This window comes from Pseudoalteromonas sp. MMG013 (assembly GCF_018100885.1).
Taxonomy (GTDB): domain Bacteria; phylum Pseudomonadota; class Gammaproteobacteria; order Enterobacterales; family Alteromonadaceae; genus Pseudoalteromonas; species Pseudoalteromonas aurantia.
Map to the genome: position 1 here is coordinate 24,447 of NZ_JAGJEE010000014.1, position 26,307 is coordinate 50,753.

Annotated in this window: 18 protein-coding genes and 10 tRNA genes; 7 read left to right on the plus strand and 21 right to left on the minus strand. The window is 41.3% G+C overall.

Going from position 1 to position 26,307, the window contains the following annotated elements:
- Nucleotides 1–24 precede the first annotated feature (24 nt).
- Together J8L98_RS13780 and J8L98_RS13785 are read right to left on the minus strand one after the other, a co-directional pair.
- Complete coding sequence (locus J8L98_RS13780; RefSeq protein ID WP_192507844.1) at nucleotides 25–984, minus strand: acetoacetate decarboxylase; 960 nt, start codon at nucleotides 982–984, stop codon at nucleotides 25–27.
- 23 nt (nucleotides 985–1,007) lie between these two features.
- Entirely contained in the window at nucleotides 1,008–1,604 is a 597-nt protein-coding gene (locus J8L98_RS13785) for a hypothetical protein (RefSeq protein ID WP_192507845.1), read from the minus strand.
- Between the two features lie 274 nt (nucleotides 1,605–1,878).
- On the opposite strand from J8L98_RS13785, the gene J8L98_RS13790 reads away from it, so the two are divergent.
- On the plus strand, nucleotides 1,879–2,745 hold the full coding sequence (locus J8L98_RS13790; RefSeq protein WP_247682559.1) for a TIGR02285 family protein: 867 nt from the start codon (nucleotides 1,879–1,881) through the stop codon (nucleotides 2,743–2,745).
- A 5-nt stretch (nucleotides 2,746–2,750) separates the two neighbouring features.
- Here J8L98_RS13790 and J8L98_RS13795 read toward each other — a convergent pair whose 3' ends face one another.
- The 4 genes from J8L98_RS13795 to J8L98_RS13810 form a co-directional block, all read right to left on the minus strand.
- Nucleotides 2,751–3,323 (minus strand): YceI family protein, encoded by a 573-nt coding sequence (locus J8L98_RS13795; RefSeq protein WP_210996883.1) that lies wholly within the window; start codon nucleotides 3,321–3,323, stop codon nucleotides 2,751–2,753.
- A gap of 1 nt (nucleotide 3,324) precedes the next feature.
- The gene (locus tag J8L98_RS13800) at nucleotides 3,325–3,888 is read right to left on the minus strand and encodes a cytochrome b (protein ID WP_210996884.1); all 564 of its coding nucleotides are present in this window, start codon (nucleotides 3,886–3,888) and stop codon (nucleotides 3,325–3,327) included.
- A gap of 162 nt (nucleotides 3,889–4,050) precedes the next feature.
- On the minus strand, nucleotides 4,051–5,433 hold the full coding sequence (ccoG, locus tag J8L98_RS13805) for a cytochrome c oxidase accessory protein CcoG (RefSeq protein WP_210996885.1): 1,383 nt from the start codon (nucleotides 5,431–5,433) through the stop codon (nucleotides 4,051–4,053).
- Nucleotides 5,434–5,578: 145 nt separating this feature from the next.
- Nucleotides 5,579–7,006, minus strand: a complete 1,428-nt coding sequence (locus J8L98_RS13810) for a sigma 54-interacting transcriptional regulator (RefSeq protein WP_210996886.1) — start codon at nucleotides 7,004–7,006, stop codon at nucleotides 5,579–5,581.
- Between the two features lie 295 nt (nucleotides 7,007–7,301).
- Here J8L98_RS13810 and J8L98_RS13815 point away from each other — a divergent pair, with 295 nt between their 5' ends.
- From J8L98_RS13815 to J8L98_RS13825, 3 genes are all read left to right on the plus strand, one after another.
- Nucleotides 7,302–10,343: an Ig-like domain-containing protein gene (locus J8L98_RS13815; RefSeq protein WP_210996887.1), complete on the plus strand. Its 3,042-nt coding sequence runs from the start codon at nucleotides 7,302–7,304 to the stop codon at nucleotides 10,341–10,343.
- 93 nt (nucleotides 10,344–10,436) lie between these two features.
- Nucleotides 10,437–11,006, plus strand: coding sequence for a hypothetical protein (locus J8L98_RS13820; protein WP_210996888.1), 570 nt, complete (start codon nucleotides 10,437–10,439; stop codon nucleotides 11,004–11,006).
- A 209-nt stretch (nucleotides 11,007–11,215) separates the two neighbouring features.
- The gene (locus tag J8L98_RS13825) at nucleotides 11,216–13,921 is read left to right on the plus strand and encodes a TonB-dependent receptor (RefSeq protein ID WP_210996889.1); all 2,706 of its coding nucleotides are present in this window, start codon (nucleotides 11,216–11,218) and stop codon (nucleotides 13,919–13,921) included.
- 314 nt (nucleotides 13,922–14,235) lie between these two features.
- Here the strand turns inward: J8L98_RS13825 and J8L98_RS13830 are convergent, their stop codons facing one another.
- Nucleotides 14,236–14,868 carry a LysE family translocator gene (locus J8L98_RS13830; RefSeq protein WP_225738341.1) on the minus strand — a complete coding sequence of 211 codons (633 nt, stop codon included), beginning with the start codon at nucleotides 14,866–14,868 and terminating at the stop codon, nucleotides 14,236–14,238.
- Nucleotides 14,869–15,350: 482 nt separating this feature from the next.
- On the opposite strand from J8L98_RS13830, the gene J8L98_RS13835 reads away from it, so the two are divergent.
- Nucleotides 15,351–17,195, plus strand: coding sequence for a S8 family peptidase (locus tag J8L98_RS13835; RefSeq protein WP_210996890.1), 1,845 nt, complete (start codon nucleotides 15,351–15,353; stop codon nucleotides 17,193–17,195).
- A 137-nt stretch (nucleotides 17,196–17,332) separates the two neighbouring features.
- On the opposite strand, the gene J8L98_RS13840 is transcribed toward J8L98_RS13835, so the two are convergent.
- On the minus strand, nucleotides 17,333–17,827 hold the full coding sequence (locus J8L98_RS13840) for a peptidylprolyl isomerase (protein WP_210996891.1): 495 nt from the start codon (nucleotides 17,825–17,827) through the stop codon (nucleotides 17,333–17,335).
- Between the two features lie 108 nt (nucleotides 17,828–17,935).
- Nucleotides 17,936–18,517 carry an NAD(P)H-dependent oxidoreductase gene (locus J8L98_RS13845; protein WP_192507855.1) on the minus strand — a complete coding sequence of 194 codons (582 nt, stop codon included), beginning with the start codon at nucleotides 18,515–18,517 and terminating at the stop codon, nucleotides 17,936–17,938.
- Between the two features lie 681 nt (nucleotides 18,518–19,198).
- Here J8L98_RS13845 and J8L98_RS13850 point away from each other — a divergent pair.
- Together J8L98_RS13850 and J8L98_RS13855 are read left to right on the plus strand one after the other, a co-directional pair.
- On the plus strand, nucleotides 19,199–21,049 hold the full coding sequence (locus tag J8L98_RS13850) for a hypothetical protein (RefSeq protein WP_210996892.1): 1,851 nt from the start codon (nucleotides 19,199–19,201) through the stop codon (nucleotides 21,047–21,049).
- Nucleotides 21,042–22,604 (plus strand): hypothetical protein, encoded by a 1,563-nt coding sequence (locus J8L98_RS13855; RefSeq protein ID WP_210996893.1) that lies wholly within the window; start codon nucleotides 21,042–21,044, stop codon nucleotides 22,602–22,604. The genes J8L98_RS13850 and J8L98_RS13855 overlap by 8 nt, the downstream gene beginning before the upstream one ends.
- Nucleotides 22,605–23,114: 510 nt before the next feature.
- Here J8L98_RS13855 and J8L98_RS13860 read toward each other — a convergent pair.
- The 12 genes from J8L98_RS13860 to ybgF all read right to left on the minus strand — a co-directional run bounded on the left by J8L98_RS13860 (nucleotide 23,115) and on the right by ybgF (nucleotide 26,295).
- Nucleotides 23,115–23,204, minus strand: a tRNA-Ser gene (locus J8L98_RS13860).
- Between the two features lie 96 nt (nucleotides 23,205–23,300).
- Complete coding sequence (nadA, locus tag J8L98_RS13865) at nucleotides 23,301–24,341, minus strand: quinolinate synthase NadA (protein WP_210996894.1); 1,041 nt, start codon at nucleotides 24,339–24,341, stop codon at nucleotides 23,301–23,303.
- Between the two features lie 122 nt (nucleotides 24,342–24,463).
- Nucleotides 24,464–24,539: transfer RNA gene (locus J8L98_RS13870), tRNA-Lys, on the minus strand.
- A gap of 30 nt (nucleotides 24,540–24,569) precedes the next feature.
- Nucleotides 24,570–24,645: transfer RNA gene (locus tag J8L98_RS13875), tRNA-Lys, on the minus strand.
- 32 nt (nucleotides 24,646–24,677) lie between these two features.
- Nucleotides 24,678–24,753: transfer RNA gene (locus J8L98_RS13880), tRNA-Lys, on the minus strand.
- Nucleotides 24,754–24,783: 30 nt separating this feature from the next.
- A tRNA-Lys gene (locus J8L98_RS13885) sits at nucleotides 24,784–24,859 on the minus strand.
- A gap of 29 nt (nucleotides 24,860–24,888) precedes the next feature.
- Nucleotides 24,889–24,964 (minus strand) — tRNA-Lys (locus tag J8L98_RS13890).
- A gap of 30 nt (nucleotides 24,965–24,994) precedes the next feature.
- Nucleotides 24,995–25,070, minus strand: a tRNA-Lys gene (locus J8L98_RS13895).
- Nucleotides 25,071–25,097: 27 nt separating this feature from the next.
- A tRNA-Lys gene (locus tag J8L98_RS13900) sits at nucleotides 25,098–25,173 on the minus strand.
- Nucleotides 25,174–25,205: 32 nt separating this feature from the next.
- Nucleotides 25,206–25,281: transfer RNA gene (locus tag J8L98_RS13905), tRNA-Lys, on the minus strand.
- Between the two features lie 33 nt (nucleotides 25,282–25,314).
- Nucleotides 25,315–25,390, minus strand: a tRNA-Lys gene (locus tag J8L98_RS13910).
- A 152-nt stretch (nucleotides 25,391–25,542) separates the two neighbouring features.
- Nucleotides 25,543–26,295, minus strand: a complete 753-nt coding sequence (ybgF, locus tag J8L98_RS13915; protein WP_210996895.1) for a tol-pal system protein YbgF — start codon at nucleotides 26,293–26,295, stop codon at nucleotides 25,543–25,545.
- Nucleotides 26,296–26,307: the final 12 nt, after the last annotated feature.

Sequence of the window (26,307 nt, forward strand, 5' to 3'; positions counted from 1 at the left end):
CCTTGTAAGCAGTAATTGAAATGTTTACTGGCGAGACGTTACAATTTCATAAGCACCATCTTGATCAAAATCCATACACACGTAATAAGGCAACATCGCCTGTTGCGCTCCAAGTGCAATACCAAACATTTCGTCAAACGGAAATGCATCTAAACGATTAATCGTTACTTGATACTCATCCTTTAAAAAACCGACTTTATGAATTTTTTTTACGGCTGATGGTGAGTGAACAACGGCCTTGTAAACAGCTTCATTCGCGAACCCATCTGGAAACTGTTTAAATAAAACCTGATCCATTTGTGGGTTTTTAAAACCAGATAAAAACTGCTTTATCAAATCAGCGCTGATACTTACGTCTTCACAACTAGAATGTAATAATTGGGATATTTCATGGCCAATCTCAACCAATTCCTCAAACCATGTGTCATCATCAGCAACCCGTTTAACAGTGAGCAGCTCATGCCAACCCATTTGTGTTTCTGGGGTAAATGGATGGAATGTATCAAGGCTAATTGAGAAATAGTTGGCTTGCTGATGGCTGCTTGGCATTTCATAACGGCATTGATACTTATTGTACCCCCAAGTTTCTCTGCCATTAACCAATGCATTAATATTATTGACCGCAATAAAAGCTGGGTACCAGTAAATATGCGTTACTTTTTGATTGTTTTTTGTGACTTGTGCAACAGGTAACCACACAATAATATCCGTTTCTTGCATCCAACCGTAATTACTAAACGGAGCAACCTTAGAAGCGATATTTTCAATATCAGTAAACGTAAGCAAACAGTATGAAGAAAGGGCTTTAAAATAAAACTCACTGGAAGGGACACTATTTAATGTTGTATTAATGAACTCATTAATTTTTCCGTATGACCCTTCAATAAAAAAGCCGTACATCATCGCGTTTAGCATTCTACAAGGGGGTTTCGCTATCGGGTTCCCAGGAAAGTGTTGATAACGCCCATACAGTGATTCAGTCATTGCCTGATGTCCTTTTTCTCTCGTTATAATGTGACTTCCACTTGATGATTTGCAAGTGAGTCTTGAACGACAACTACTTCTTGATCGCACAAATTAGTATAGTGAAGATATGCGTATTTGTTGAAGTTTTGTGAAAGTGCATTCATAAAACCATGACTGTATCTTGTTCGTATACACTGGACACCTGAAACTGTTTTGAGTTGTGAGATCACTGGTGAAATATCAAAATGTGTTTCTTTATGTGGAAAATACAAATCGACATGGCATCGAGGTCGTAAATTTGTGTAATTCCGAATTTGCCCGGGGTAAAACCCAATCATTTTCTGAACCCGTTTCAATGGGGTCGCCGCTAACGCACGCCATGCAGCAACCGCACCGGCACTAAATCCAATAATAAAATCTGGTTGTTCATGGATCAGTACTTCCTTCACTTTCGACGCATAGCCATCATGGCCCATTGTCGCTATAAATAAATCATAGGCCTGCTTTTCTGTCTGACCAACTGAGGTTTGAAAATTCGTATAGGGGGAACAAATGATAACTTTAGAATCAAGCTCTTCAGCGAACGCATTAAGATTTGGGGTGTGACCAAAAATGTCACTTACAATAAGCGTAACCATATTATGTACTCTATTTTTTGTGAGTTTATATTTAGAATCTGTTACGCCAACCTCCGATTTTATCGAAAAATATAACTGCAAAGCAACTGACACACTAAACTTATAAACGGTTAATCATTATCAATCCATTAAAACCAAACATATAAGTGTGCTTTCAGCGTAATATAATTAGGTTGGTATAATTAATCTTAGCAGTGGTTTTTTGTTTGTAAATTTCTTTCCTGCTTTTTATTACAGCAAGTTTACAAAATTACTCATATTCAAAAATTTGTTTTTGCTACACTTATTTTATGTCAAACAGTTTAGTGATGAAGCATTGCGAACAATTGCTATTATAATACTTTGCTGGGTATGCACTACAAATGCGAACACAATCAACTGGATAAAACTTGATTTTGCCCCATATTATATACTTAACGGTGAACTACAAGGCGCCGGACGAGATGAGCAAATTATTAGCTTATTACAAACTGCGATGCCAAATTACCAATTTGTATCGGACGTTTTACCAGCCAGCAGAGCAATTCACGAGCTTTCAAATCCAAGTAAAACGCGTTGTATAGTGTCATTATATAAAACGAAAAAAAGACAACAATTCATCCAATTTACAGACCATTACTCAACCATTGGCCTCTCACCATCAATGTCACTCAGAAAAGATACTATTAAAGCCCTCAACTTAAAACCAGGTCAAAAAGTGTCACTTATTGATTTATTAAAAGAACATAAGCTCACAGTAGGCGTTGCCTTAAATCGATCTTTTGGCAAGAAAATTGATACTATTTTATCTGAGTTGCCGAGCGAACAATTGCTTTTGCGCCCTGGTAAAGACCCGTTAAAAAGCTTAACTTATATGCTTCTAAAACAAAGGCTAGATATCATTATTGGATATCCAAGTGAACACTACCATTTACAAACAACACTTAAAGATAAAGATCAGTTAGCACAGCTTATCATTGCAGAAACCAATGCGATTACACATGGCTATGTTGGTTGTACAAAAAACAGCGCCGGCACACAGTTAGTATCACACCTCAACATTGCGTTGAAACACCTCTATGCAAACCAGAAATTCAATGATGTAATGTTAAAATGGCTGCCCAATGAGCTCAAAGCACAACTGAACAGCCATTTACACTAACTCAATTACTTTCGGATCCCTTCAATATATAAACCAAGATCGACATGTGTTGACGCAGGCCCTAGATCATACTCTATCCCATAATCTGCCAGTTTAATTTTTGTGTTCCCTTCAAAACCAGTGCGATATCCCCCCCACGGGTCACTCCCCTCTCCTAACTTTTGAATATCGAAGTGAATGGTCTTTGTTACCCCATGTAAAGTGAAATTACCTGTTACCGTGCCCTTCGTTGCATCATTAAACGTAATATCTGTACTTTCAAACTTCGCTTTGGGATATTTACTTACATTTAAGAAATCTTTCCCTCTTAAGTGTTTATCGCGTTCTGCATGATTTGAGTCAATTGAACCAGTATCGATAACAAGTTTTATCGCGGAGTCATTTGGTTTTTTAGCATCATAATTAAATTCGCCTTCAAATTGGTTAAAACGACCGTGTAACCAGCTGTAACCTAAATGCTTAATTTTGAAATTAATGAAAGCATGAGCACCCTTAGTGTCAATCACATAATTTGCTGCACTCGCCATATTGGATGCTAAACAGCTCGCTAAAGCACCAACTATAATTAATTTCTTCATATTATTTCTCCGTTTGTGGAATACACATTCTTTTTAATGTTAAATCTTTTAAGATAAAATGATGATATAGCGCAGCCAATGCATGAATAGACACAACACTTATCAATGTCCACGCCACATATAAATGAACTAACCCTGCTATATCACTTTGTTGATCAAATATTTCGCCCATACTCGGCAGCATAAATAAATTAAATACGTCAATGCCCCGCCCATCAGCGGTTGAAATTAAGTAGCCAGAAGCAAACAATACAAACAGAAATAGATACATCGCCACTTGTGCAAAAGATGCTAACCTACTTTGCAGCTTTGCAAATTTTCTATGACTTTCAATTTCGCCAACTTGTGCATTACAATATTTCCATATTAAACGCAGTATAATTAATACAGCCACCAGAACTCCAATCGACTTATGCAACGTTAATGCATCCCTATACCAGGGATCGTAATAACTTAAATCGACCATATATAACCCTAATGCAAACATACCAAGAATAACGAAAGCACTTAGCCAATGAAACACAATGGCTATCCAGCCATAGCTATTTCTTGAATTACGGATCATGAAAACCCTCTAATTAAACTCTAACTGTTGACGTAAGCTTACCGACAATTTTTAGTTATTGATATGCACATAAAAGAAAACCTACTGTGTATAAACGCACAATTAAAAAACGCGGTACCGAAGTAACCGCGCAAAGTTTTGGGGGGAAGTATTAACTAGAAACTAATTTTTGTAGAAGTAACTGTCTTTCGTAATCGTTATACTGCTATCTTCAAGCGCATCAATCGTAAATTTAATCGCAGTCGACTTTTTCGTTAACTCGTAACCATCGGCAATAACAGTAACTGGCACTAAATCCATTTGCCCGCCTTCAATTGTTATCCGTGTGGGAACTTTTAGCTCAGCACTATCCAATCCACTCAAACTAATATGGTAACTCATCGTCTGCTGGGTTTTATTTATAATGCTCAGTGTGTATGGGTTTTCAACTAAACCTTCATAGTTCATCCTATACAATGCATTTCTATCTCTGATCACTGATGCTTCAATTGGTGTGCGATTAAAGACCCAAATAACCATCGTAACAAGAAGCAAAGCGGTTAAAGAGGCATAACCTAATAGTTTGAGCCTGAATGGATTGGTGGTTTTACCTTCAGCTTGGTTTTCACTTTGATAACTGATCAAATTCTTCGCATAACCAAACTTGTTCATCGTGTCATTACACGCATCAATACATAAACCACAATTAATGCACTCATACTGCAAACCGTTTCTAATATCTATACCGGCCGGACATACGTCAACACACAAATTACAATCTACGCAATCACCCAGCCCTACTTTAGCTGGCTCGTCCTTACGTTTACGAGGTCCTCTGTGCTCTCCTCTGACACTATCGTATGTCACCACTAACGTATCTTTGTCGAACATGACTGATTGGAAGCGTGAATAAGGACATGCCACTGTGCACATTTTTTCCCTCAAAAAACCAGCATTTCCATATGTACAAAATGCAAATAAGAAAACCCAAAAGCTTGTTATTCCCGACCATTGCAGGGTAAACATTTCTGAATAAAGCACTTTTACTGGAATGAAATAAGCCATAAAAGAGGTTGCTGTGAACAATGAGATCGCTAACCATAAACTGTGTTTGATTGCTTTTTTGCGCACTTTTCCAATAGACCAAGCAGATTTGTCCAGCTTTATACGCTGATTTCGAGTGCCTTCCGTTTTGTGCTCAACCCATGTAAACAAAAGCATCCATACCGTTTGAGGGCATATGTAACCACACCAGACTCGACCTAACCAATTAGTGACAAAGAATAGCGCAAAAGCCCCTGACATAAATATCCACGCTAAAATCATAAAGTCTTGAGGTAAAAATGTTGCCCCAAATATTCTAAACTGCTGCGTTGCCACATCCAGTAATATGGCTTGCTTTCCATCATATGGAATAAAGGGTATTGCAATAAAAGCAATCATTAACACCCAACTCAAATAACGACGGATCTTTTGAAAAAAACCTTTTTGCTCTCGAATATAGATTGGCCCATCGGTTTTATAGGGCTTAATAATCATATCTTCTTCTTTTATATCAAACTTCATAGTACTTGCTTTACTTTGACAATAGACAGCTTGATATTTGCAAGTTTCAGACCAAACTGAAACTTCAGTAAGTTATTGATATATTTTTAAAATTAAAAATTAACAACACCTTAAGTCGCGATATTTAACGCACCACCGCGATATATCACGGATTTCGGACAATACCCAGCTTTTTCATTTTTGATCTGAGTGTGCTTTCAGGTAAACCTAACTTACTCGCTGCCCCCTTTTCTCCAGCCACACGCCACTCACACAATTTCAATACAGAACAAATGTGAGAACGCTCTGCATCTGCCAGTAATAAACTGCCATTTTGATGAATATTATCATCACTCAATAACGGCTGACTTAAATGCAACAGCCTGTGATTACCCAATATTGCTTCCCGCTCTAATATATTTTGTAACTCTCGAATATTTCCTGGCCAATCATATGCTTGGAGTTTATTAAGTGTTTCTTTCGCAACCCCCTTAAGCTGCTTACCTAAGCGTATATTGAGTTGCGAAATTAAGTTAGCACATAACACCGAAATATCTTCTTTTCGCTCACGTAAAGCAGGAACCTTAATAGGAAAAACATTAAGCCGATAATATAGGTCCATACGGAATGAACCGCTTTCAACCATAGACCATAAATCTCGATTGGTTGCTGCAATGACACGAATATCTACACTTAATGTGACACTTCCTCCTACCCGTTCAAATTCTCGTTCTTGCAATACCCGTAGTAATTTACTTTGTGCCTCTAAGGGTAACTCGCCTATTTCATCTAAGAAAATGGTCCCTTTATCTGCCAATTCAAAACGACCTTTACGTTTATCATTCGCTCCCGTAAACGCACCTTTCTCATGTCCGAATAGCTCAGATTCAAGTAAACTTGGGGTAAAGGCAGCACAATTTACTTTCACAAACGGCATAGACTCACGATTACTTAGTCGGTGCAGATTTCTCGCCACCAGCTCTTTTCCTGTGCCATTCTCTCCTAAAATCAATACATTACTGTCTGTTTTACTAACTAACTTAATTTGCTCAAGCATCTTTTGAAAAACATGGCTACTGCCGACCAAGCCTGAATCTTGCCAATCAGCATTTAGTTCCGATAGTAAGTAGGAGTTCTCATCTTTTAGCTGCTCACTTAAGCACTGTACTTGTGACAAGGCATCACGCAATGCTCGCTCAGTGTCATGCTGCTTAGATACATCGCGAAATATCGCGACCGCCCCAATTAATTCGCCTTCTCTGTAAACCGGTGTAGATGTATATTCCACAGCAAAACAACTTCCGTCTTTTCGCCAAAACACTTCATCTTTAATATGTCGATGCTTTCCATCAAACATTGTGCAATAGATTTGGCATTCATCTGCTGGATATGGTGTACCATCTGCATGACTGTGATGGTGATACTGATGAATTTTTTTTCCCAGCAAGTCGTCAGCTGTCCACCCAGTCATTCTCTCGGCTGCTGGATTAATAAATACGGCGTTTCCTGAAAGATCAAAGCCGTAAATACCTTCTCCCACTGAATTTAATAACAGCTCAGGGTCATTTAAGAATCGTTTGACTACATTTGACATATTATTACCTCGCGAAATATCACGGATAAACATATCAAAATTAGTTTTATTTAGCGAATCCATCTTTGCAAAAGAGACAGTAAAGCTTTTATCAGAAATAAAGCTCGTATTTTACAAATACAAGCTCTTAAAACAACCGATACCGTATCTTTTTAAGGATTAAGACCCCCTATGTAAATAACGCAACGCACTGTTTCATTATTTTTCCGCATTTATGAATCACAGTGTACATAAGTAAATTACCGCAACTGTCGTAACCCGACTAAACTTAATTGCAAAACCAAAAGGTATTACTATGGCGCAGCTTACTTATCCTATTTTTTGCATAATTATTAGCGTATTATTAATATCTTGTGGTGAGGCCTCTAATAGCCCAGCAGGAGACTCGAACGATAGCAGTTCCGTCGTTAAAGTAACGGGTGTGGCTTTATCAACCAACAATGTCACATTGGCTGTAGGCGAAACTGTTGCGTTTCCAGTGACTATTACACCCATTACGGCTACCAATAAAAATATACGCTGGTTGTCTAATAATGTGAGTGTGGCAAACATAGCCAGCACAGGGTTGATAACCGCAATTGCAGAAGGTAGTGCGGTTATCACCGTCACAACCGACGATGGTTCTTTCAGCGCCACAACAACTATAACCGTATTTGCTGCCACAGTCTCAGTAAGCGGAATTGCCCTGTCTTTAGCCGACGCTATTCTAAATGTTAATAACACCCTCAGTTTACGCGCATTTGTGGTACCAAGTAATGCGTCAGACCAAAATGTATTCTGGTCCTCAAGTAATATTGCAGTCGCTAATGTAAATAGCCTCGGGTTAGTTACAGCTCATTCTGAAGGTAGTGCGATTATTAGTGTCACCACCAACGATGGCGCCTTTACGGCTCAAAGCAATATCATCGTACCTAAAGTAACTATTCCCGTCACTGGCGTATCATTAAACACCAATGATGCAACATTGGCTATCAACGATACCTTCAGTATGCAAGCCACTATTTCACCAAGCAATGCGTCGAATAAAAGTGTGACCTGGTCTACAAGCGATCCGAGCGTGGCTTCAATTTCAAATGATGGGCTTGTCACCGCAAATAAAGCAGGTAGTGCGATACTAACAGTGACAACCAATGATGGTGAATTTGTTGCCCACGCGAGTCTCGCCGTTATTGAGCAGATAACACCTGTCACTGGGGCCGCATTATCAACACGCGATGTCACTGTCGCAATCGGTGAATCCGTTGAATTAATTGCAACGGTTTCACCCAGCACCGCCACCAATAAACATGTGTCGTGGTCTTCAAGTCGTTCAATAATTGCCAGCGTAGATAATAATGGTTCTGTCACAGCTAATTCTGTTGGTAGTGCTGTTATTACCGTCAGCACGCAAGACGGTGCTTTCACTGCAAAAGCAAATATTGTGGTACCTGCATCATTTGTCCCAGTGACAGGGGTTTCGCTGACTCTCAGCGATACGACATTAGGCATTAATGATACCTTAACCATTGGGGCGGATATTTCGCCAAATAATGCCTCAAATAAAAGTGTGTTATGGTCTTCGAGTAATACAGCTATCGCCTCAATTACTGCTAGCGGAACGCTTGTGGCTCACAAAGAAGGAAGTACGACAATAACAGTCACCACCAATGATGGCGAATTTACCGCGCAAACTCATATCACGGTTACCACTGAAACAATCCCTGTAACCGGCGTGACACTTTCAAACAATGAACTAAATGTATCAACAGGTGAAACTACAACATTAATCGCAACGATATTACCGAGTGCCGCGACCAATAAAAATATCACATGGGCATCGAGCGACCAGATGATTGCAACCGTCTCTAATACAGGGATAGTCAACGGCATTTCATCTGGTAAAGCGATTATTACCGTAACTACCAGCAACCCTAGTATCGCTGAGCAAGCGAATATTACAGTCACAGATCCAGTTTCTTTTTCGCTCGGGAGTTCTGCTATGCAGAACGGGGGAATGTTACCCAACACTTATACCTGCGACGGTGAAGGCATCTCTCCTCCTCTAAATTGGCAAGGAATACCAGACAATACCATAGAGCTTGCACTGGTTATGCATCATACCGCCGTACAGGACGATATTCAGTCACATTGGGTTATGTACAATATAGACACAGACATTAACGGTGTATCGGCAAATGAAACCCAGGGTAGCCTTGGGGTTAATAATATTAATAACCTCAATGCATACGCAGCACCTTGTTCGCTGGAAACAGGTCTAAAATCTTATAAATTTACACTTTATGCGTTATCAGCTGCACCCGAACTTAGTAATAGCTCACCGGTCGACCGCTCTACGCTACTTAGTGCAATCAGTAACATCACACTGGTGTCAAGTGAACTTTCAGTCAACTACGAACGGGATATACAGACGGATCTAACCCGATGCGAAATGATTCAGCAGTCTGTTGTTAATTCTGGATTCAATAGTAAAGTACATGTGACCTGTGATACTGACCACGCGTATATATCATCTGATACATATCCAACTCATGATTTAATGAATGGTATTACGGGCACCAATGAGCAGATCCCCGTACCAGCAACGAATTATGCGGCTCCGATAAAACTGCTGCCACAACGTGCAAGCAAGTTAACCACTATGGATGCCGCGTTAGGAGTCGCTGTTAACGGTGTGCCCATTTACGATTACTCAAGCGCTGGAGAATTAGATGTATATAATTACGATCCAAGCAAAGACACCGTTGTTACAGGTCAACTTGATAACTGTGGTGGTCATGCTGGTCGAGGAGACGATTACCACTACCACACAGCACCCACTTGTATGATGAATAGTATTGTAGGTATCACTGATCAAACAATTATTGGGTGGGCCTATGATGGTTATCCCCTATATGGTCATAATAACCCTGATGGGAGTGTGATAAGCTCAGGCACTCTAGATGTATGTAACGGACAAAATGATGAGAGTTTTGGGTATCGATATCACACATCTATTCAGCCACCTTACATTTTTCAGTGCCTTGTTGGCGAAATTAATACCAATATTATACCTAGAGTTGCCCCACTAAGTGGCCCTAATAGCGCCATAAGAGCAAACCTCACCCCCCCACAAGGGGGTGTTGAAAACCTAACCCATACAATCAGTAACACCGGCAGCCGCACCATGAGTTATACCTATAATGGGCAGCAATATTATGTAACGTATACCCCTTCAAGTACACAAGCCTATTGCTATGATTTTGAGCAGAAAACAGTCAGTAATGGTGGCATAGTTGAAAGTGGTACCCTTTGCAGAGCTCCACAAAATAGGCATATCAACCAAGCAGAGCTTGATTGAAGCGCGGATCTCTGTTTTATGTGATGCTTATATATATCGCCGTGCATCAGTTCCAATAACGTATTATAAAAAACACCTACAACTGAGGTATCTATGACGAAAAGCGCCACTTTTTATATTAAACACAGTTTTTCAGTGCGGTTATTTTTTTTCATTTTCAGCTATTCGGTGCTGTTTACCCCCTCTGTGACGGCTCATGAATTACACGAAACCAATGCCAGAGTCACGCTCAGAGATGGACACCTTGAGATCCGAATTTGGGTCGATGTAGCACGTTGGACAGCGAAATTACAAAACAGCGAAGCATGGTTATTAGGCGATATCGAACGCATCATGCCGTTAAAATTAAATAAAAAGCAACAAGATACTTTTTTAGGAGAAATCATAACATCACAAACATCACTGATACTTAATAACCAAGCTGTTACGTTAAAACCAGTCTCAATATCATATCCTAAAACCGCACCATCACATCCTAAATTCAAAGAGTTTATCGTCAGCGCTGAACATTCACTATCATCCATTCATCTGCTAAATATTCGCTTTCCCAAAAGTCTAGGTGTTGTCCATACTAACTTCATTAAGCCCAAATACCAGATGGTACCCGCAGGGCAAAATACACAAATCTCATTTCCCCCACGTAAACACAAGGAAAATAAATAAACCTTAACATACTGATTTTATTTTATTTAGTTGTATTTAGAACGAATAAACTTTATCAACAGGTCATATTTTAAGCTTATTACCACTTGTGTATATTGTATTCAATATGTCATATTGCAACTTCACTATCGACACCTAACAAACAAAACGATGTGAAACAAAACAATAAAAAGCAATCTGCATAACAAAACAAGGAATTGGGGCTTACTATGAAAAAACCTGAAATATTTAAACTATCATCGCTCTCTTTAGCCATACTGGCGAGCATGACAACTCCGACTATCGCAGCTGAAGACTCGCAAAAAATTGAAAAAATAATGGTTACAGGCTCCCGAATTGCGCGAGCAGAAGTTGAGTCAACATCACCAATCACCGTGGTAAGTAAAGAGGATTTAACGAACCTTGGGATCAGCGATGTCAGCTCTGCTTTAAGGCGTCTTCCTGCACTGACAGGGCGAACAGCGAACAACCAAAGTAGCGCAGGCAGCAACAACATTCAAACAGCCACTTTACGTGGTATTGAAGCCACTAATACACTTGTCCTCCTAAACGGTAGACGTCTCGTAGGCTCTGATGAAGACGGCTTAGTTGACCTTTCATCCATCCCTTTTGAAGCTATTCAACAAATTGAAGTATTAAAAGATGGGGCGTCTGCTATTTATGGTTCAGACGCCATTGCGGGCGTAGTTAATATCATCACCAGTCGAGGGTATGACGGTTTTAAAATCACGGGGCATTATGGTCGTTCGTCGCGTGGAGACGCTGACGAGCGAAAAGTCGGCTTTGTGACAGGCATATCTACCGACAAAGCCAGCATCTTAATTGCAGCATCCACAAGTAATAACAACGGATGGGAAGAAAAAGACCGCTATATGACAAAAGATGCGGATCAAAGCTATCTTGGTGGTGGTAATGGTCGCTCTGGAACAGCACCCAATCCAAAATTAACGGGCTTTGGATTAGGTGATGGCACTTGGACCGTGCCCGATGCAGCGAATCCAAGCCAAGCTATCGCATGGGATTACACAAAAGAAGGTTATAACTATCGAGAAGCGCAATCTGGTGCAAACGACAACAAAACAACCAGTGTTTACGCTTTTGTCGATTATCAGCTATCCGACAATGTTACTTTTTTCTCTGAATTGTCATTTCACGATGGATTTGTGCAAGGTAATCAAGCACCTCCGGGCACTGATACTGGTTGGTATAGTACCAATGTAGATACACCAAATGCCTTTAAACGCTACCCTGATGCTGATGGCAACCACTTTGGTGTTGGTGCGCAGCAAAAATACAACCCGTTTGGCATTGCAGGTAATGTCGCTAAACGCTTTAGTGAATATGGGTCTCGCATATATAAATCAAACAATACGATTCAACGGTACACTTTTGGCCTTCAAGGCATGGTCGCTGAAGACTACGATTGGGAATTAGTATACTCAAGTCAAAGCGCAAAACTAGTTCAAGAAGGAGGCCCGCAGCCTTCATTAATACAAATTGAACGCGCGCTGTCGAACGAGTGTGAAACTGCTGCAGACCCTGATTGTGTCGCGCTCAACGTCTTTGGCCCTGAAGGCTCAGTGACACCACAAATGTTAGATTTTATCAACACGACTGCACCGTCACGAACAAACAAAAATGATCTAAGCTTTATTCAAGCGAGTATTGCAGGCCCTGTAATGCAGCTACCTGCAGGCGAAATGATGTTTTCGGCTGGTGCAGAATATCGCGAAGATCAACTCTCTCTCACCGTTGACCAAGCTCAGCGTACAGCGACATTCGATGTGTCTTGGGGCGGCTCTGTGACACCGGTTGTATCACCAGTCAGAGAAATTACAGAGTATTATATGGAGCTGGCTATTCCCGTTTTTGAAGATCTCAATTTGGAAGCTGCTGTACGATATAGTGATTACAGTGATATAGACCAAACTACCACTAATCCCAAGTTTGGTATTATTTACCAGCCTATAGAATCCTTAAAATTACGCGGAAGTTACAGTACAGGGTTTAGAGCACCAACCATGGCTGAAATGTATCAAGGCAGAACATCCAGCATCAATACCAATATTTACGACCCATGCAACCCAAATAACGACTCAAACTACGTTAACACCAGTATTGCAGGGTGTGCCAACTTAAACCCCGCGTTCAGCAAAAATGAAATTCAAAGTAATGATATCATCGGCGGTGGAAATCTAGCACTTAAGCCTGAAGAGTCTGACAACATGACCTTAGGGCTTGTTTTAGCGCCGCTAGATGACCTTTCGATTACGCTCGATTACTTTGAGATAGAGCAATCTAACGTTGTATTCTCCAGTTCTCGCTATGTTGTCGATCAATTTGTCAACGGTAACCCAGAGTTTGCGAATGCAGTTATTCGCAGTAATAATGGCACTGGATATATTCAAACCATTTACTCTTCATCCAACAATATTGCATCACGCAACTTGTCAGGCTTTGATTTAAATATCAATTATCTTTTGGAAAACAACCTTGGTACTTGGCGGTTTAACCTAGATGCAACCTATATGAACGAGTTTCAGGTTCAAGATACCAGCGATACCGAATTTCGAGATGTTGTAGGAATGTATGACTCTGCATTTGGCAGTATTCCTGAATATAAAGTAAATACGCAAGTTGACTGGTCTATAGACAACTACCGAATTACTTGGGACGCAACCTATAATTCAAAAATTGAAGCTGCCTCTGACGATATAATGGACTCAACTTTATTCCATAATCTCCAAGCTGGCTATTATGTAGATAATCTCGATGTTGACATTCATTTTGGTGTTCACAACTTATTTGATAAAAAGCCGCCATTTTTAAAAGCCAATGGCACATCAACAGATGACAACCTCTATTCGTTTAGGGGCCGCTTTTACTATATGGGCTTCAGCAAAACATTTAACTAACATGACAGAGCCACTTAGTCATAATGAATAAGTGGCTCCGCTGTTGCTCAAAGTGAATGGTTTTATACTATCAACCGACGCGATTGTATTCGTAACCCTTACCTCTGTATTTTTAACTAACCTCAGGTTTGGATAAGGGTTTTAGAATAGGAAATATTGTTGTAAATAAACTTACGTACAATCCAATGATGATATTTTGTTCAATATCAAGGCACTTTTATGCAGTAATAGCGGGCTATTACAAATGAAAGCAACGCCGAGAGTGAGAAAAATAGCTTTATTGGGCAAATTCGCTTATCCAGAGCTGAGGTTAACTAGGCTTTAACAGCAACTATGCCACCCGTTGTCACCATAACTGTACCTGCCAATTTATTAATTAGGGATGCCCCATTAGGAGCTTTTATCAGCCCTTTCGCCCTTAAAGCCAACCATGCATAGCATAAATTAACACTGCCAAAAGCAACCGTTGCAACGGCCATTATTGATAAAACATCAACGGTATTTACCTGACTGACATTGATAAATGCAGGAAACAGTCCCACATAAAAAACGATCGCCTTTGGGTTACCCAAATTTATCATTAAACCCGTTATCAAGTTTGTGAACAGTGAAGATTCTGGCAACTCATGCGTATCTTGCTCTGTGGGCTTAGACCTTAACAAGTTCCATCCTAGCCATATTAAATACGCAGCACTGGCATATTTAATAAATAAAAAAGCAGTCCCCATCATTTCGGATATCACAGACAATCCATATAACGCCAGTAATATAAAAATGAAATCACCGCATGTGATCCCAATGATCATCATCAAACCTCGGCTAAACCCAGATGAAAACGTTCTTGCCACAACAGCAAAGACCGCAGGCCCTGGTACCAGTGCAACAACTAACATCGCACCAAAAAGCGCGAATAACTCTCCCAATGACATACTCCACTCTCCAATCAAATCACAAACCTATATTTGGCTTGATAATACTTTCCTTAACCCTCGCCATATTCACAACGCTAAACACTGTTACCGCAGTCTCTTGAATGCTAATTTGGCACCAATCGTATCAATGAATAGTCCTTAACCTCAGCTCTGGATAAGCGACTTTGCCCAATAAAGCTATTTTTCTCACTCTCGGCGTTGCTTTCATTTGTAATAGCCCGCTATTACCGCATAAAAGCGCCTTGATATTGAACAAAATATCATCATTGGATTGTACGTAAGTTTATTTTCAATAACATTTTCTATTCCAAAACCCTTATCCACACCTGAGGTTACTTACTCTGCTGTACTTTCAGTAAACAGTCTTCGTCCATACTATACCTAAAATCGTTCCAAACAATTAAAAATTACCTTATATTTTCCCGATTTCTGTTATTTCTTAAAATAGTTACCGTTTTTAACTACAACCAATAATAAAACGTAGACAGGAAATTACCATGATCTTAAAAAATAAACTCAACTTAATTGTGTCCGGGATGATATTAGCGCTTGGTCAAGCCCATGCACAAAACTTCAATAATAATGATGAGAGCTATGACCCCTCTAAACATGTATGGGAATACACCTACCAATTAGCCGAGGGCGATCCGCTCGTATTCCAGCAATGGCACTTACAAAACACAGGGCAAACCGCTGGGGCTGCAAACCCTGGTAAAGCAGGTATTGACCTAAACCTAGACTTTACTCATCGACGCGGTATTTTTGGCCAAGGCATTAACATTGCAATCATAGACGATGGACTTGCAACATATCACCCAGACCTTACTGCAAACGTCACCCAAGGTGACACAGCTAATCCAAACCCATACCTATTCCAATATTTTTCAGCTGGACGAAACCGAGTCGATAACCACGGCACCATGGTGGCAGGTATTGCCGCTGCATCAGCGTTCAATGATAAAGGAGGACGTGGTGTCGCACCTTATGCGACTTTAACCGGTGCAAATTTAATTGGTAACCAAGCAAATGTTCCGAGCTTAGCTTTAGCCATCCGATCGGTTATGGACATGGATGGCGCTGTGCACCCAATGAATAAATTCACTGATGCACGAGTTATTAACCAAAGTATTGGATATACCTTTAGTGATCCGACAATCTACAATACGTATCGTGGCTTTTTCGACAACATCTCCAGTGTACAACAAACTGCTGCAACTCAAAGCCACGGTGGGCGCGGTGCTATTTCTATTAAATCTGCGGGGAACGATCACTTCATCGGCGGCCGATGGAGCGACCGTGAAAAAGGTGAGCTGACGTTGGTTTATCCTAATGCTTATGCCTTACCGGCTTATAACACGTCCGTTGCCGACCCTGGTAATGCTAACTTTTGGAATGTCACTGTATCTGCTCTGAATGCCAATGGCACATTAGCGAATTACTCTTCAGGGGGTTCAGCTGTATTACTGGCTGCACCGGCAGGCGAATACGGCGATCATAGCCCTGCAATTGTTACCACTGACTTACCGAAATGGTGTAAAGATCAAGCTCAAAACCAATGTGAATACCCTGTATATACGAATGGCATGAATGGTACGTCAGCCGCAGCGCCAGCCTTGTCAGGAGCCACAGCACTGATCATGTCAGCGAATCACCAATTATCATGGCGTGACGTTAAACACCTTATGATAACGACGGCAACACAGGTACATGCTGATAGTGAAGCCCGTATGATCGCTGATTTCGAGGCTATCCCTAGTTGGCAAATGAACGGGGCTGGTCTAGCGTTTCACAACGATTACGGTTTTGGCCTAGTCAATGTAGATGCAGCTGTAGAAAAAGCACTGCAAACAGGTCCTATTTTACCAGCATTGAAAATACGAGAATATGATGTTGCGACCGCATCTGACACAACAATTGATGACGATTTTAGTGCCACAGATTCAGTCCATACACAAACAGAAAGCTTAACGATTGAAGGGGTTCAAGTCCGCCTTAATCTAGACCACGAACGCCTTGGTGACTTATCTGTTGAACTCATCTCTCCAAGTAACACACGCAGTGTGTTATTGCATGCTGGCACCGACCTTGAAGGGTCTAAGTTTGAAAACACATTACTGCTATCAAACCACTTTTATGGCGAGTCGGCTAAAGGGGATTGGACATTGCGGATTATTGATACCAACGCAAAAGACAGCTGGAGTGAAAGAACGTATGATGTTCCCAGTGGGACATTTATTGATAACTCAATCGTAAATTTGCCACAACGTGCTGATAAATTTCAATCAAACAATACACAACCTGGAAACTTAACCGGCTGGAGTATTCGCTTCTACGGGCACTAATAATTCTGTAGCAGGCACATGTGTTAAAACCCTCTTTTAACACAAAGAATAAGGGATATAAACTGGTTGTATTTATATCCCTTGCAACTCATTTCACGTCGCATAGTGCCATGCGTTGCTGTGAAGCCTGTCAATGATCACGTATTAATTTCAACTGTCTCAATCACTATTGGGTCAAATGGTACATCATCATGCCCTGCAACCATGCCGGTTTTTACCTTTTCAATCGCGTGGACCACCTCAATACCCGCTGTTACTTTGCCAAAGGCGCAATACCCCCACCCTTCATTGGTCGTCGCGAAGTGATCTAAAAACGCGTTATCAGTAACATTAATAAAAAATTGCGCAGAAGCTGAATGTGGTGCATCGGTGCGTGCCATTGCGATGGTACCCAGTGTATTTTTCAACCCTTTATTCGCTTCATTAACGATGGTATCACGTGTCGGTTTTTCTTTCATTTTAGCGGTAAATCCACCGCCTTGTACCATAAAGCCTTTAATAACCCGATGGAAAATAGTGCCCTGATAAAAACCGTCTTGGCAATATTGTAAGAAGTTTTTTGCTGTAATTGGCGTGGTTTCAAAATCTAACGTAATTTCAATATCACCAAAGTTCGTTTTGAAGACAATCATGTTCTACTCATTCTAAATGTCGATGCCCGCCAGTATACTGCAACCTTTAGCGGTATGAAAAGATGTAGCCTTGCTAGGTTACCTCTGCACCTCTTTACATATCACCGATTAGAATTTTGATCGTATTTTCATTATAAATTTATCAATTTTTTGTTGAGACAATTGCTCGCTTTTATATAAAGACAACATTTGAAATTTACAATTACTCGCACATGCACCCAATAAAGCCAACTTAAGCACTTTTTTCACCGGTGTTCTTAGAATAAATGTATCAACCCACCAGGGAGAACCTAATGTGGTGACGACTTTCATTTCTTTTAAGTTAGTTAAACATTGTTTGATTGGCCCGAAATCTGATGCATGCTCATAGGCATAACCTGGCGCCCAAACACGATCAAACCACCCCTTTAAAATAGCAGGAAATCCAAACCACCAAGTTGGAAAAATAAGCACCAATGACTGAGCCTCAGTAAGCTGTGCAATATCTGTAGTGAGTTGTTGTGTGTCAAATGTTGACTGATAATAACTTGCGCGTTCTTCTTTGCTCAATACCGGATCAAAGTGCTCTGCATACAAGTCTTTTACCGTGACTGTATAGCCCTTTGATTTTAAGTGACTGATTGTTTTGTCCGCTAAATGCTGGCATAAACTGTTATCTAAAGGGTGTGCTAATACCACTAAACACTTCACATTATATCCTTTTTTAATTGGCTAATTTATTAACTGATTCATCAAAACCCGTGACCTAGAGTACATTACGTGTTTCTTATTTATTATCCTTAAACGACCGAATAAACAAGAAAAAATTCAATACGTCTTAACAATCACTCATAGCGTAGTTCTTAAGGAACGCAGTATACCTCACGGTTCCACCGTCAATGCGCTATGTAATCCAAAATATTAGCCAACCAAAGGTAACTGCACTTACGCTCTAAATATCGAGATCGCACACTTAAACATATTCGCTGCACTGTCGCAGCTAAAACACGTGATAAGTGCTTGTAATATGCTCAGCCAAATCAGCGAGTCTGCAATATGTGGGTCTTGTGTGATAAACCTGTTGTGCATGTGAACTTTGTTTTAGCTGTATTTTTATTGACGTAACTATTAAGTCATTAACAGAGTTCAACTGCACATTTTCTTAAGATGCAATCTATGAGTAGACATGGCTACTAAGCTTTTGGGAACCTGACTCCCCTTTAAATAGCAACGCCCAACCCTTAGTCGCATTACTGTAATCCCGTGTAATACGCAAATTGTAATTTACCTACTACGGTAGTAGGCACGTAAACAGCTTATTAATTTTCAACTGTCGTTGTTTTATAGGTTGAAAATACAACGTAGTCCCCCCTTTCAATAAGGAGATTTGCAATGACTGATACTAAATTACACAGCAATAATGATGATATTTCCACCAACTTAACCTTTAACACACCCGCTTTTATAGAAGATTTAAGCAATAGCCCTGTTCAACAAGCGCAACTTAACGCTATTTGGAACACTTACTTATATGCATTTGTGGAGCAAGCAACGCCCAGTAGTGAGGCTTACTTTTATAACCCAGCGACAACCACAATTCCAAATGGCACCGCTTCTGCACCCGTAACTTGGAATGCCTTTCCTGGGCGTTTGCAGCAATACTTTTCGGCTTCAACGCCTGTGAGTCCGCCTAACCCATACAATTTGTCGTTAACTCAACTACGAGAGTTAGCAGATACAGGAAGTTACACAAGCAACGGTCAGCCTCAAGCATTACAAGATATCCCCGCCGTTTTCTGCCCAGAAGCAGATTGGAGCGGTACATTAAACCCATTTTTGCCTTATGGTCCTAGAGGCTGGCAAGATGAGTATTGCGAATGGGCTGTTCAAAAAAATGGGGAGGGTAACATCACACGTGTAGATTTTGCCTGTGAAAACCCTGAATACTGGCATGCACTTTGGTCGGTAAGCCCAGACACTGTAGCCAGACTGTATCAAGACACACTTAACTTTGACGCCCCTGCAAGCTGTCAGATCACGGTGTCGGTTGATGACTTAACGCTAAAAGATCAACAGGGCCATACAGTGATTGACCCTGTTAGTGGCCACCCGGTTTATAACCCTTTGAACAAATGGAACAATAGCCCTATTTCAAACCGTCAAAGCGCCAATATGAATGGTGGGGTTATGCACTTAACAAGTACGCCTAATACGCTGCAAACAGAAATAGGGTTGGCTGGCTTCTCAACACCGCAATATGAAAGCGGCAACGAAAGCCAACAACAACTCCTTTGTTGCGGTCAGTTCGGTCAAGCATATCGCCATAGCGATCCACATATCGGCCAAACGGTTAACCAGATAGTCGGTGGACAATTCATTGAGGACGCATATTTTAAGGTTAACCTAGCCAACCCATTTGGCTTATATATTCAGCAGCCACAAAGTTTAGACTCATGGACATTCTCAAGCAGAGTAAAGAAAGGGGTCAATGTCCCTGCTGATGCAAAAGCGTCTGACATTTGGCAAATTATCAGGGGGAGTACACAAGTTAACGACCCTATTACAAGCTCTGCATTTCCAGGTAATTTAATTTTGCATGCTATTTGCCAAATACCATCAGCATGGTTAGCAATGGACCCAACACTGACACTTGCAGATATTGAGATTAATGGTGCGCCAATTCAATGGGGCTCACAAATAACAGAACAAATAGACATCGGTTTATTTGCAAGGCCTTTAAGTGCGAGCACAATGCCGCCTCAGGTTCCTTGTGCTGGTCCATCTGCCGCTGGTGCGCCACTGCAAGCAATGCAGCAACATGTGTGGGACGCTTATTATGCTGTAAATGAAACCAACCCCGCAGGCTCAGAGCTTTCATTAGCCAGCAACAGTGTTATCGTACCAGCTGTCGCAACGGCTGGCACTACTGTAAATATTGCACTCACAGTCAATAAACTTCCAGCGGGTGTTCAGCCAATCGTCAAAGTGCTAACCGGATCAAGTGATGGGAGTTATGATCCAACGACCACTGTCAGCGTAGTAGATAAAAATACGGTGACCTACGCCGTCCCGGGCAACTCAGGTCCAGGTACATATACCTCGCTTTCACTTGCTGTTACCACTGATGAATCATCAGTGGCTGGCTTAAGAGCAATTGAAGTGAGCTATTCGGGCGCGCAACCACAAACCATGGCGTCCTTGATTCACGTGCAGCCAAAAATCAAGGAGCCAGGTAATGCATAACCGATATGTCAGGCCCGCAAGGGCCTTTATGCGCAGGCTGTGTATCCTACTCGCCATACTTGGTATAAATGGACAAACGGCCATGGCTGATCCCGTTACTAACCCATGCACTGCTTTTGGTACAAACCAAGTTACGCTTACTCCACAGCTCCCAAATAATTTTAATTCTCGCAATCAAACTAACGCCGATTGTACGGCATGGCAGCAATTCATTTATGCAAACTGGCCAGCAGATCCTAATAACCCGGGTTATCCAAACGCCAGTTCAACAGCCAGTGCATTTGGTAACCCCACCCTCAGTGACTTAACTGTGTGGGAGAGCTTTTTGCAATCAACAGAAGTTTTTAGCAGTACGCAAACTAATACCTTAGCAAAAAAGGTCAAGCAAAAACGCCCGCTGGTTTTGCATCGAGTGTCAAAAACAGGGGCTCTTGATTTAAGTTCAATAGGTCAAGCAACCGGCGAGTGGTTAACTGATCAACGTGGCAACCTCGTGTATTATGATATTCGTTTAAACCCCGACGAAGTGGACTATATTTACAATGCTAATCCAACGGGTAAAAACTTAACGTGGGCGGCCGGTCAAATCGCATGTGCGCAAGGAACTGGCGGATTTCGTTTACCTTCGGGCTATAGCAATGATAAGACCTGTGAGGGCAAAGCTAAGATATTTGGCGGTAATGTTGGTGCGATGGAAATCAAAGCTGCTTGGATCAAATTACCCGAAGATGGTTCATTGAATTATCGCTACTTAACCACTCAGGCAGTGCTACTTACACCAGGCGCAGACGAAAATACCATAAAGCAAGACAAACCTGTCACCGTCGGTCTTATTGGACTACATATTATTAGACATCTACCCGGCGCGCCCCAAATGCTTTGGACAACCTTCGAGCAGGTTGATAACACACCTGATGCCGGTAAACATACGGTTAATTTACCTAGTAACCCAAATCGCAAGCCACGCCCGTCTTATACTTTGTATAACCCTGAGTGTGATCCTAAGCAAGACATTTACTATCAGTGTAAGCCTAATTGGACGCCCAGTATGGCCCCACAGATCCCATGTGACACCACCTCTGCGCGCAGTCCAGATAACTGTATACCTTATTCGGCTCCCTTGCAGGTCAATCGGGTTACTCCTGTTGAGTCAACGGCTAACAATGTCAATGCTTACGCTTGGAGCTTATTACCAGCTAATTCTGTGTTTAACTATTATCGCCTTATTGATGTGCAATGGCCTAATAACCCAAGTACGATTCAAGCGGGTGCAACACCCCCATTGACAACTGGAGACATCACCCCAAGCAATGGAACACGCATTGTTGCAAATACCACGTTGGAGACATTTGTGCAAAACAAGGACAGCTGCATGGATTGCCACAAATATGCCGCGACGGCTTCGCAAACTCAAACGGCTGTTGTTGATGCGTTCAACAAACTGAAGCTGGCTGGTAGTAAAGCGCCAAGAACCCTGTTGTCCACAGGCACCGAAAATAGTGTGTCCTATGCGTCATATTATTCATTTGTATTTTCATCAAGTACAACGAGGTAACTTATGCGCCCTACTTTGTAAAAAGTGGGGCTTTATTACTTAACCTCAGCTCAGGATAAGCGAATTTGCCCAATAAGCTATTTTTCTCACTCTCAGCGTTGCTTTCATTTGTAATAGCCCGCTATTACCGCATAAAAGCGCCTTGATATTGAACAAAATATCATCATTGGATTGTACGTAAGTGTGTTTTCAAAACATTTTCTATTCCAAAACCCTTATCCAAACCTGAGGTTACTTACTTTTAAGTCTTTTAATAAAAAAGTGAAGCATCCTTTACTGAGTTCAACATCACGTTTTCTTCGGATCAGAGCCATACTATCGCTGTAGTACTTTTTATAAATTTACCCGATGAAATTTAACTAAATACGGTCTGAAAACTGCCAAAAGACATACATGGTAAGCTGGCGAATTGGATGAATTAAAGCCTGCGAGTAGGTGAGAGTTTCTTAAAAATGCTGGGGTAGGCCTTAAAATGCAAAAAAGCGCTATACAGCGCTTTTCTATAAAACATGGCGGAGAGGGAGGGATTCGAACCCTCGATAGGGGTTAGCCTATACACGAGTTCCAGTCGTGCGCCTTCAGCCACTCAGCCACCTCTCCGATACACCTAAGTGCGGGGCTAATACTATGAAAAGCCACGCACTTTAGCAAGCGCTTTTTGCTTTAGCTGAACTAACTGCTCAACTTACAGTCAGTTTAACGCTTTAATGACGCTGAAAAGTCTAACATACGATCTAATGACCGCAATGCGCCTTCACGCAATGACATATCAACGAACACTTCTTTGCCTTCAGGGCTGATCAATGACTCTTCAATCGCCTTTAAGCCATTCATTGCCATCCACGGGCAATGGGCACAACTTTTACACGTTGCACCTTCACCTGCGGTTGGTGCCGCGAAAAACTCTTTATCAGGGCAAAGCTGTTGCATTTTATAAAAAATACCGCGGTCCGTCGCAACAATAAACTGTTTGTTGTCCATTGTTTGCGCGGCTTTGATCAACTGGCTTGTAGAGCCTACTGCATCAGCCAAGTCGACAATTTCTGCCGGCGATTCAGGGTGCACTAACACAGCGGCTTCAGGCTGTAAGGCTTTCATATCTTTGAGTGCTTTTGTTTTAAACTCATCATGAACGATACAGGCACCATTCCACATGATCATGTCTGCACCGGTATTCTTCTGGATATAAGCGCCGAGGTGCTTATCAGGGCCCCATATGATCTTCTCGCCTTGCTCATCTAAGTGTTCAACAATTTCTAAAGCACATGACGATGTTACAATCCAATCAGCACGCGCTTTTACCGCTGTAGAGGTATTTGCATACACCACTACTTTACGATCCGGGTGTTGATCACAAAATGCCGAAAACTCATCAATTGGACAACCAACGTCTAACGAACACGTTGCCGCCAAGGTTGGCATCACCACCGTTTTGTTAGGGGTCAATATTTTTGCTGTTTCCCCCATGAAACGCACACCGGCAACCACAATCACATCAGCGTCATGTTTTGCACCAAAACGGGCCATCTCCAAAGAATCAGCAACACACCCACCGGTTTCTTCAGCTAAGGCTTGAATTTCAGGATCGGTATAATAGTGCGCTACGAGTACCGCATTCTTTTCTTTTAGTAAGGTTTTGATCCTCGCTTTATACTCATCTTGTTCTTGAGTAGTTAATGGCGCAGGTTTTGGAGGAAAGATATAATCCTCAGGCATGATTTGTTCAGCTAGACTCATTTTTCGACCACTATAGTCCACATTGCATAATTAGCGCGAATTATACGTAAATAGACGCAACAATCATAGTCAATGACGCTTTTGGTATAGAAAAATTAAGAATATATGAAATTTTTTAGAAATGGTGGGTCATGATGGACTTGAACCATCGACCAATGGATTAAAAGTCCACTGCTCTACCAACTGAGCTAATGACCCGCTCTGGAAATCTTGATTGTTAACATAAAATGGTGGGTCATGATGGACTTGAACCATCGACCAATGGATTAAAAGTCCACTGCTCTACCAACTGAGCTAATGACCCGCTCTAGATATCAGAATTGTTAACATAGTGAATGGTGGGTCATGATGGACTTGAACCATCGACCAATGGATTAAAAGTCCACTGCTCTACCAACTGAGCTAATGACCCGCTCTGATATCAAACTACTTAACTGCAAAATGGTGGGTCATGATGGACTTGAACCATCGACCAATGGATTAAAAGTCCACTGCTCTACCAACTGAGCTAATGACCCGCTCGAACTATCAGTACTGCTAACTTAAATGGTGGGTCATGATGGACTTGAACCATCGACCAATGGATTAAAAGTCCACTGCTCTACCAACTGAGCTAATGACCCGCTCTGGATATCAGTTTTGTTAATATTGAATGGTGGGTCATGATGGACTTGAACCATCGACCAATGGATTAAAAGTCCACTGCTCTACCAACTGAGCTAATGACCCGCTCGGGAAATCAATATCTTCAAAGAATGGTGGGTCATGATGGACTTGAACCATCGACCAATGGATTAAAAGTCCACTGCTCTACCAACTGAGCTAATGACCCGCTCTGAATATCACTTAAGTTAACTTGCAAAATGGTGGGTCATGATGGACTTGAACCATCGACCAATGGATTAAAAGTCCACTGCTCTACCAACTGAGCTAATGACCCGCTCTAATACTACTGACTATTTTGCAAACTAAGTGGTGGGTCATGATGGACTTGAACCATCGACCAATGGATTAAAAGTCCACTGCTCTACCAACTGAGCTAATGACCCACTTAGTTGCAGCAGTTTGGTTTGAACCAATTGCCTGCTGCGGGCGCTTATAATACTTATTTAAAAAATGAGTGCAACTTAAATACGTAGTTTTTTTCAGTTTTTATGCCTAAGCGCCTAATTTTAAACCATAGTGGCAAAAAATCGAGCTTTTAGATCTTCGACAAACGCTCTGTGGCCATTTTTGCAGCAGTGGTACTTGGGTATTCATTTAATAAAGTAGTTAATACCGTTTTCGCCAATTCTGCCTTTCCTTGCTTTTCATACAAGGTGCCCAGCTTAAGCATCGCTTCAGGTCGCTTATTCGATTCTGAAAAATTATCAACCACCGTTTTAAAGTGCACTATGGCATTCTCATCATCATTCTTAATAGATAATAGCTGCCCTAGCCAATAGTGCGCATTAGGTATATATACCGATGTGGGAAAGTTCGTCAAAAATGACTGAAATTCAGGGATCGCTGCATCATAACGCTTATCTTTCATAATAAGCGCAACCGCTTTGTCGTACGCTTCATTTTCAGACAAGTCATTACTAATGGCTTGAGATGTGTCTACAACCTCTTCAGTCACCGCCACCGTGCTTGCTTGTTCATACACCTTTGAAACACGGTTTTCTATTTCTTGGTATAGCTCTCGTTGGCGCTGTAATACTTTCTCAAGCTTATAACTTTGTTCTTCCGTTACGCCACGAACTTGGCTTACTTCATCTTGTAGTAGCCCTAACTGCTGCTGTAGTTCAACTTGTAGCAGGTTTCGAGTCTTCATCATGCTTTCTAATTGTGCGATACGTTGCTCAATCGAAGATTGCGTATTTGCAGCCGTAGAAACAGGAGCGGGAGCAGCCAAAATTTGGGTGCTCCCGCTCAGAATCATTATGGCTGCCAAAATATGATTTGGCTTCATAATATCTCTTAT

Coding starts and splice junctions, on each gene's coding strand:
- J8L98_RS13840 (WP_210996891.1), bottom strand. CDS start 17,827: ATGATTGTCTTCAAAACGAACTTTGGTGATATTGAAATTACGTTAGAT.
- ybgF (WP_210996895.1), bottom strand. CDS start 26,295: ATGAAGCCAAATCATATTTTGGCAGCCATAATGATTCTGAGCGGGAGC.
- J8L98_RS13855 (WP_210996893.1), top strand. CDS start 21,042: ATGCATAACCGATATGTCAGGCCCGCAAGGGCCTTTATGCGCAGGCTG.
- ccoG (WP_210996885.1), bottom strand. CDS start 5,433: ATGAAGTTTGATATAAAAGAAGAAGATATGATTATTAAGCCCTATAAA.
- J8L98_RS13795 (WP_210996883.1), bottom strand. CDS start 3,323: ATGAAGAAATTAATTATAGTTGGTGCTTTAGCGAGCTGTTTAGCATCC.
- J8L98_RS13815 (WP_210996887.1), top strand. CDS start 7,302: ATGGCGCAGCTTACTTATCCTATTTTTTGCATAATTATTAGCGTATTA.
- J8L98_RS13800 (WP_210996884.1), bottom strand. CDS start 3,888: ATGATCCGTAATTCAAGAAATAGCTATGGCTGGATAGCCATTGTGTTT.
- J8L98_RS13785 (WP_192507845.1), bottom strand. CDS start 1,604: ATGGTTACGCTTATTGTAAGTGACATTTTTGGTCACACCCCAAATCTT.
- J8L98_RS13825 (WP_210996889.1), top strand. CDS start 11,216: ATGAAAAAACCTGAAATATTTAAACTATCATCGCTCTCTTTAGCCATA.
- J8L98_RS13780 (WP_192507844.1), bottom strand. CDS start 984: ATGACTGAATCACTGTATGGGCGTTATCAACACTTTCCTGGGAACCCG.
- J8L98_RS13835 (WP_210996890.1), top strand. CDS start 15,351: ATGATCTTAAAAAATAAACTCAACTTAATTGTGTCCGGGATGATATTA.
- J8L98_RS13850 (WP_210996892.1), top strand. CDS start 19,199: ATGACTGATACTAAATTACACAGCAATAATGATGATATTTCCACCAAC.
- nadA (WP_210996894.1), bottom strand. CDS start 24,341: ATGAGTCTAGCTGAACAAATCATGCCTGAGGATTATATCTTTCCTCCA.
- J8L98_RS13820 (WP_210996888.1), top strand. CDS start 10,437: ATGACGAAAAGCGCCACTTTTTATATTAAACACAGTTTTTCAGTGCGG.
- J8L98_RS13810 (WP_210996886.1), bottom strand. CDS start 7,006: ATGTCAAATGTAGTCAAACGATTCTTAAATGACCCTGAGCTGTTATTA.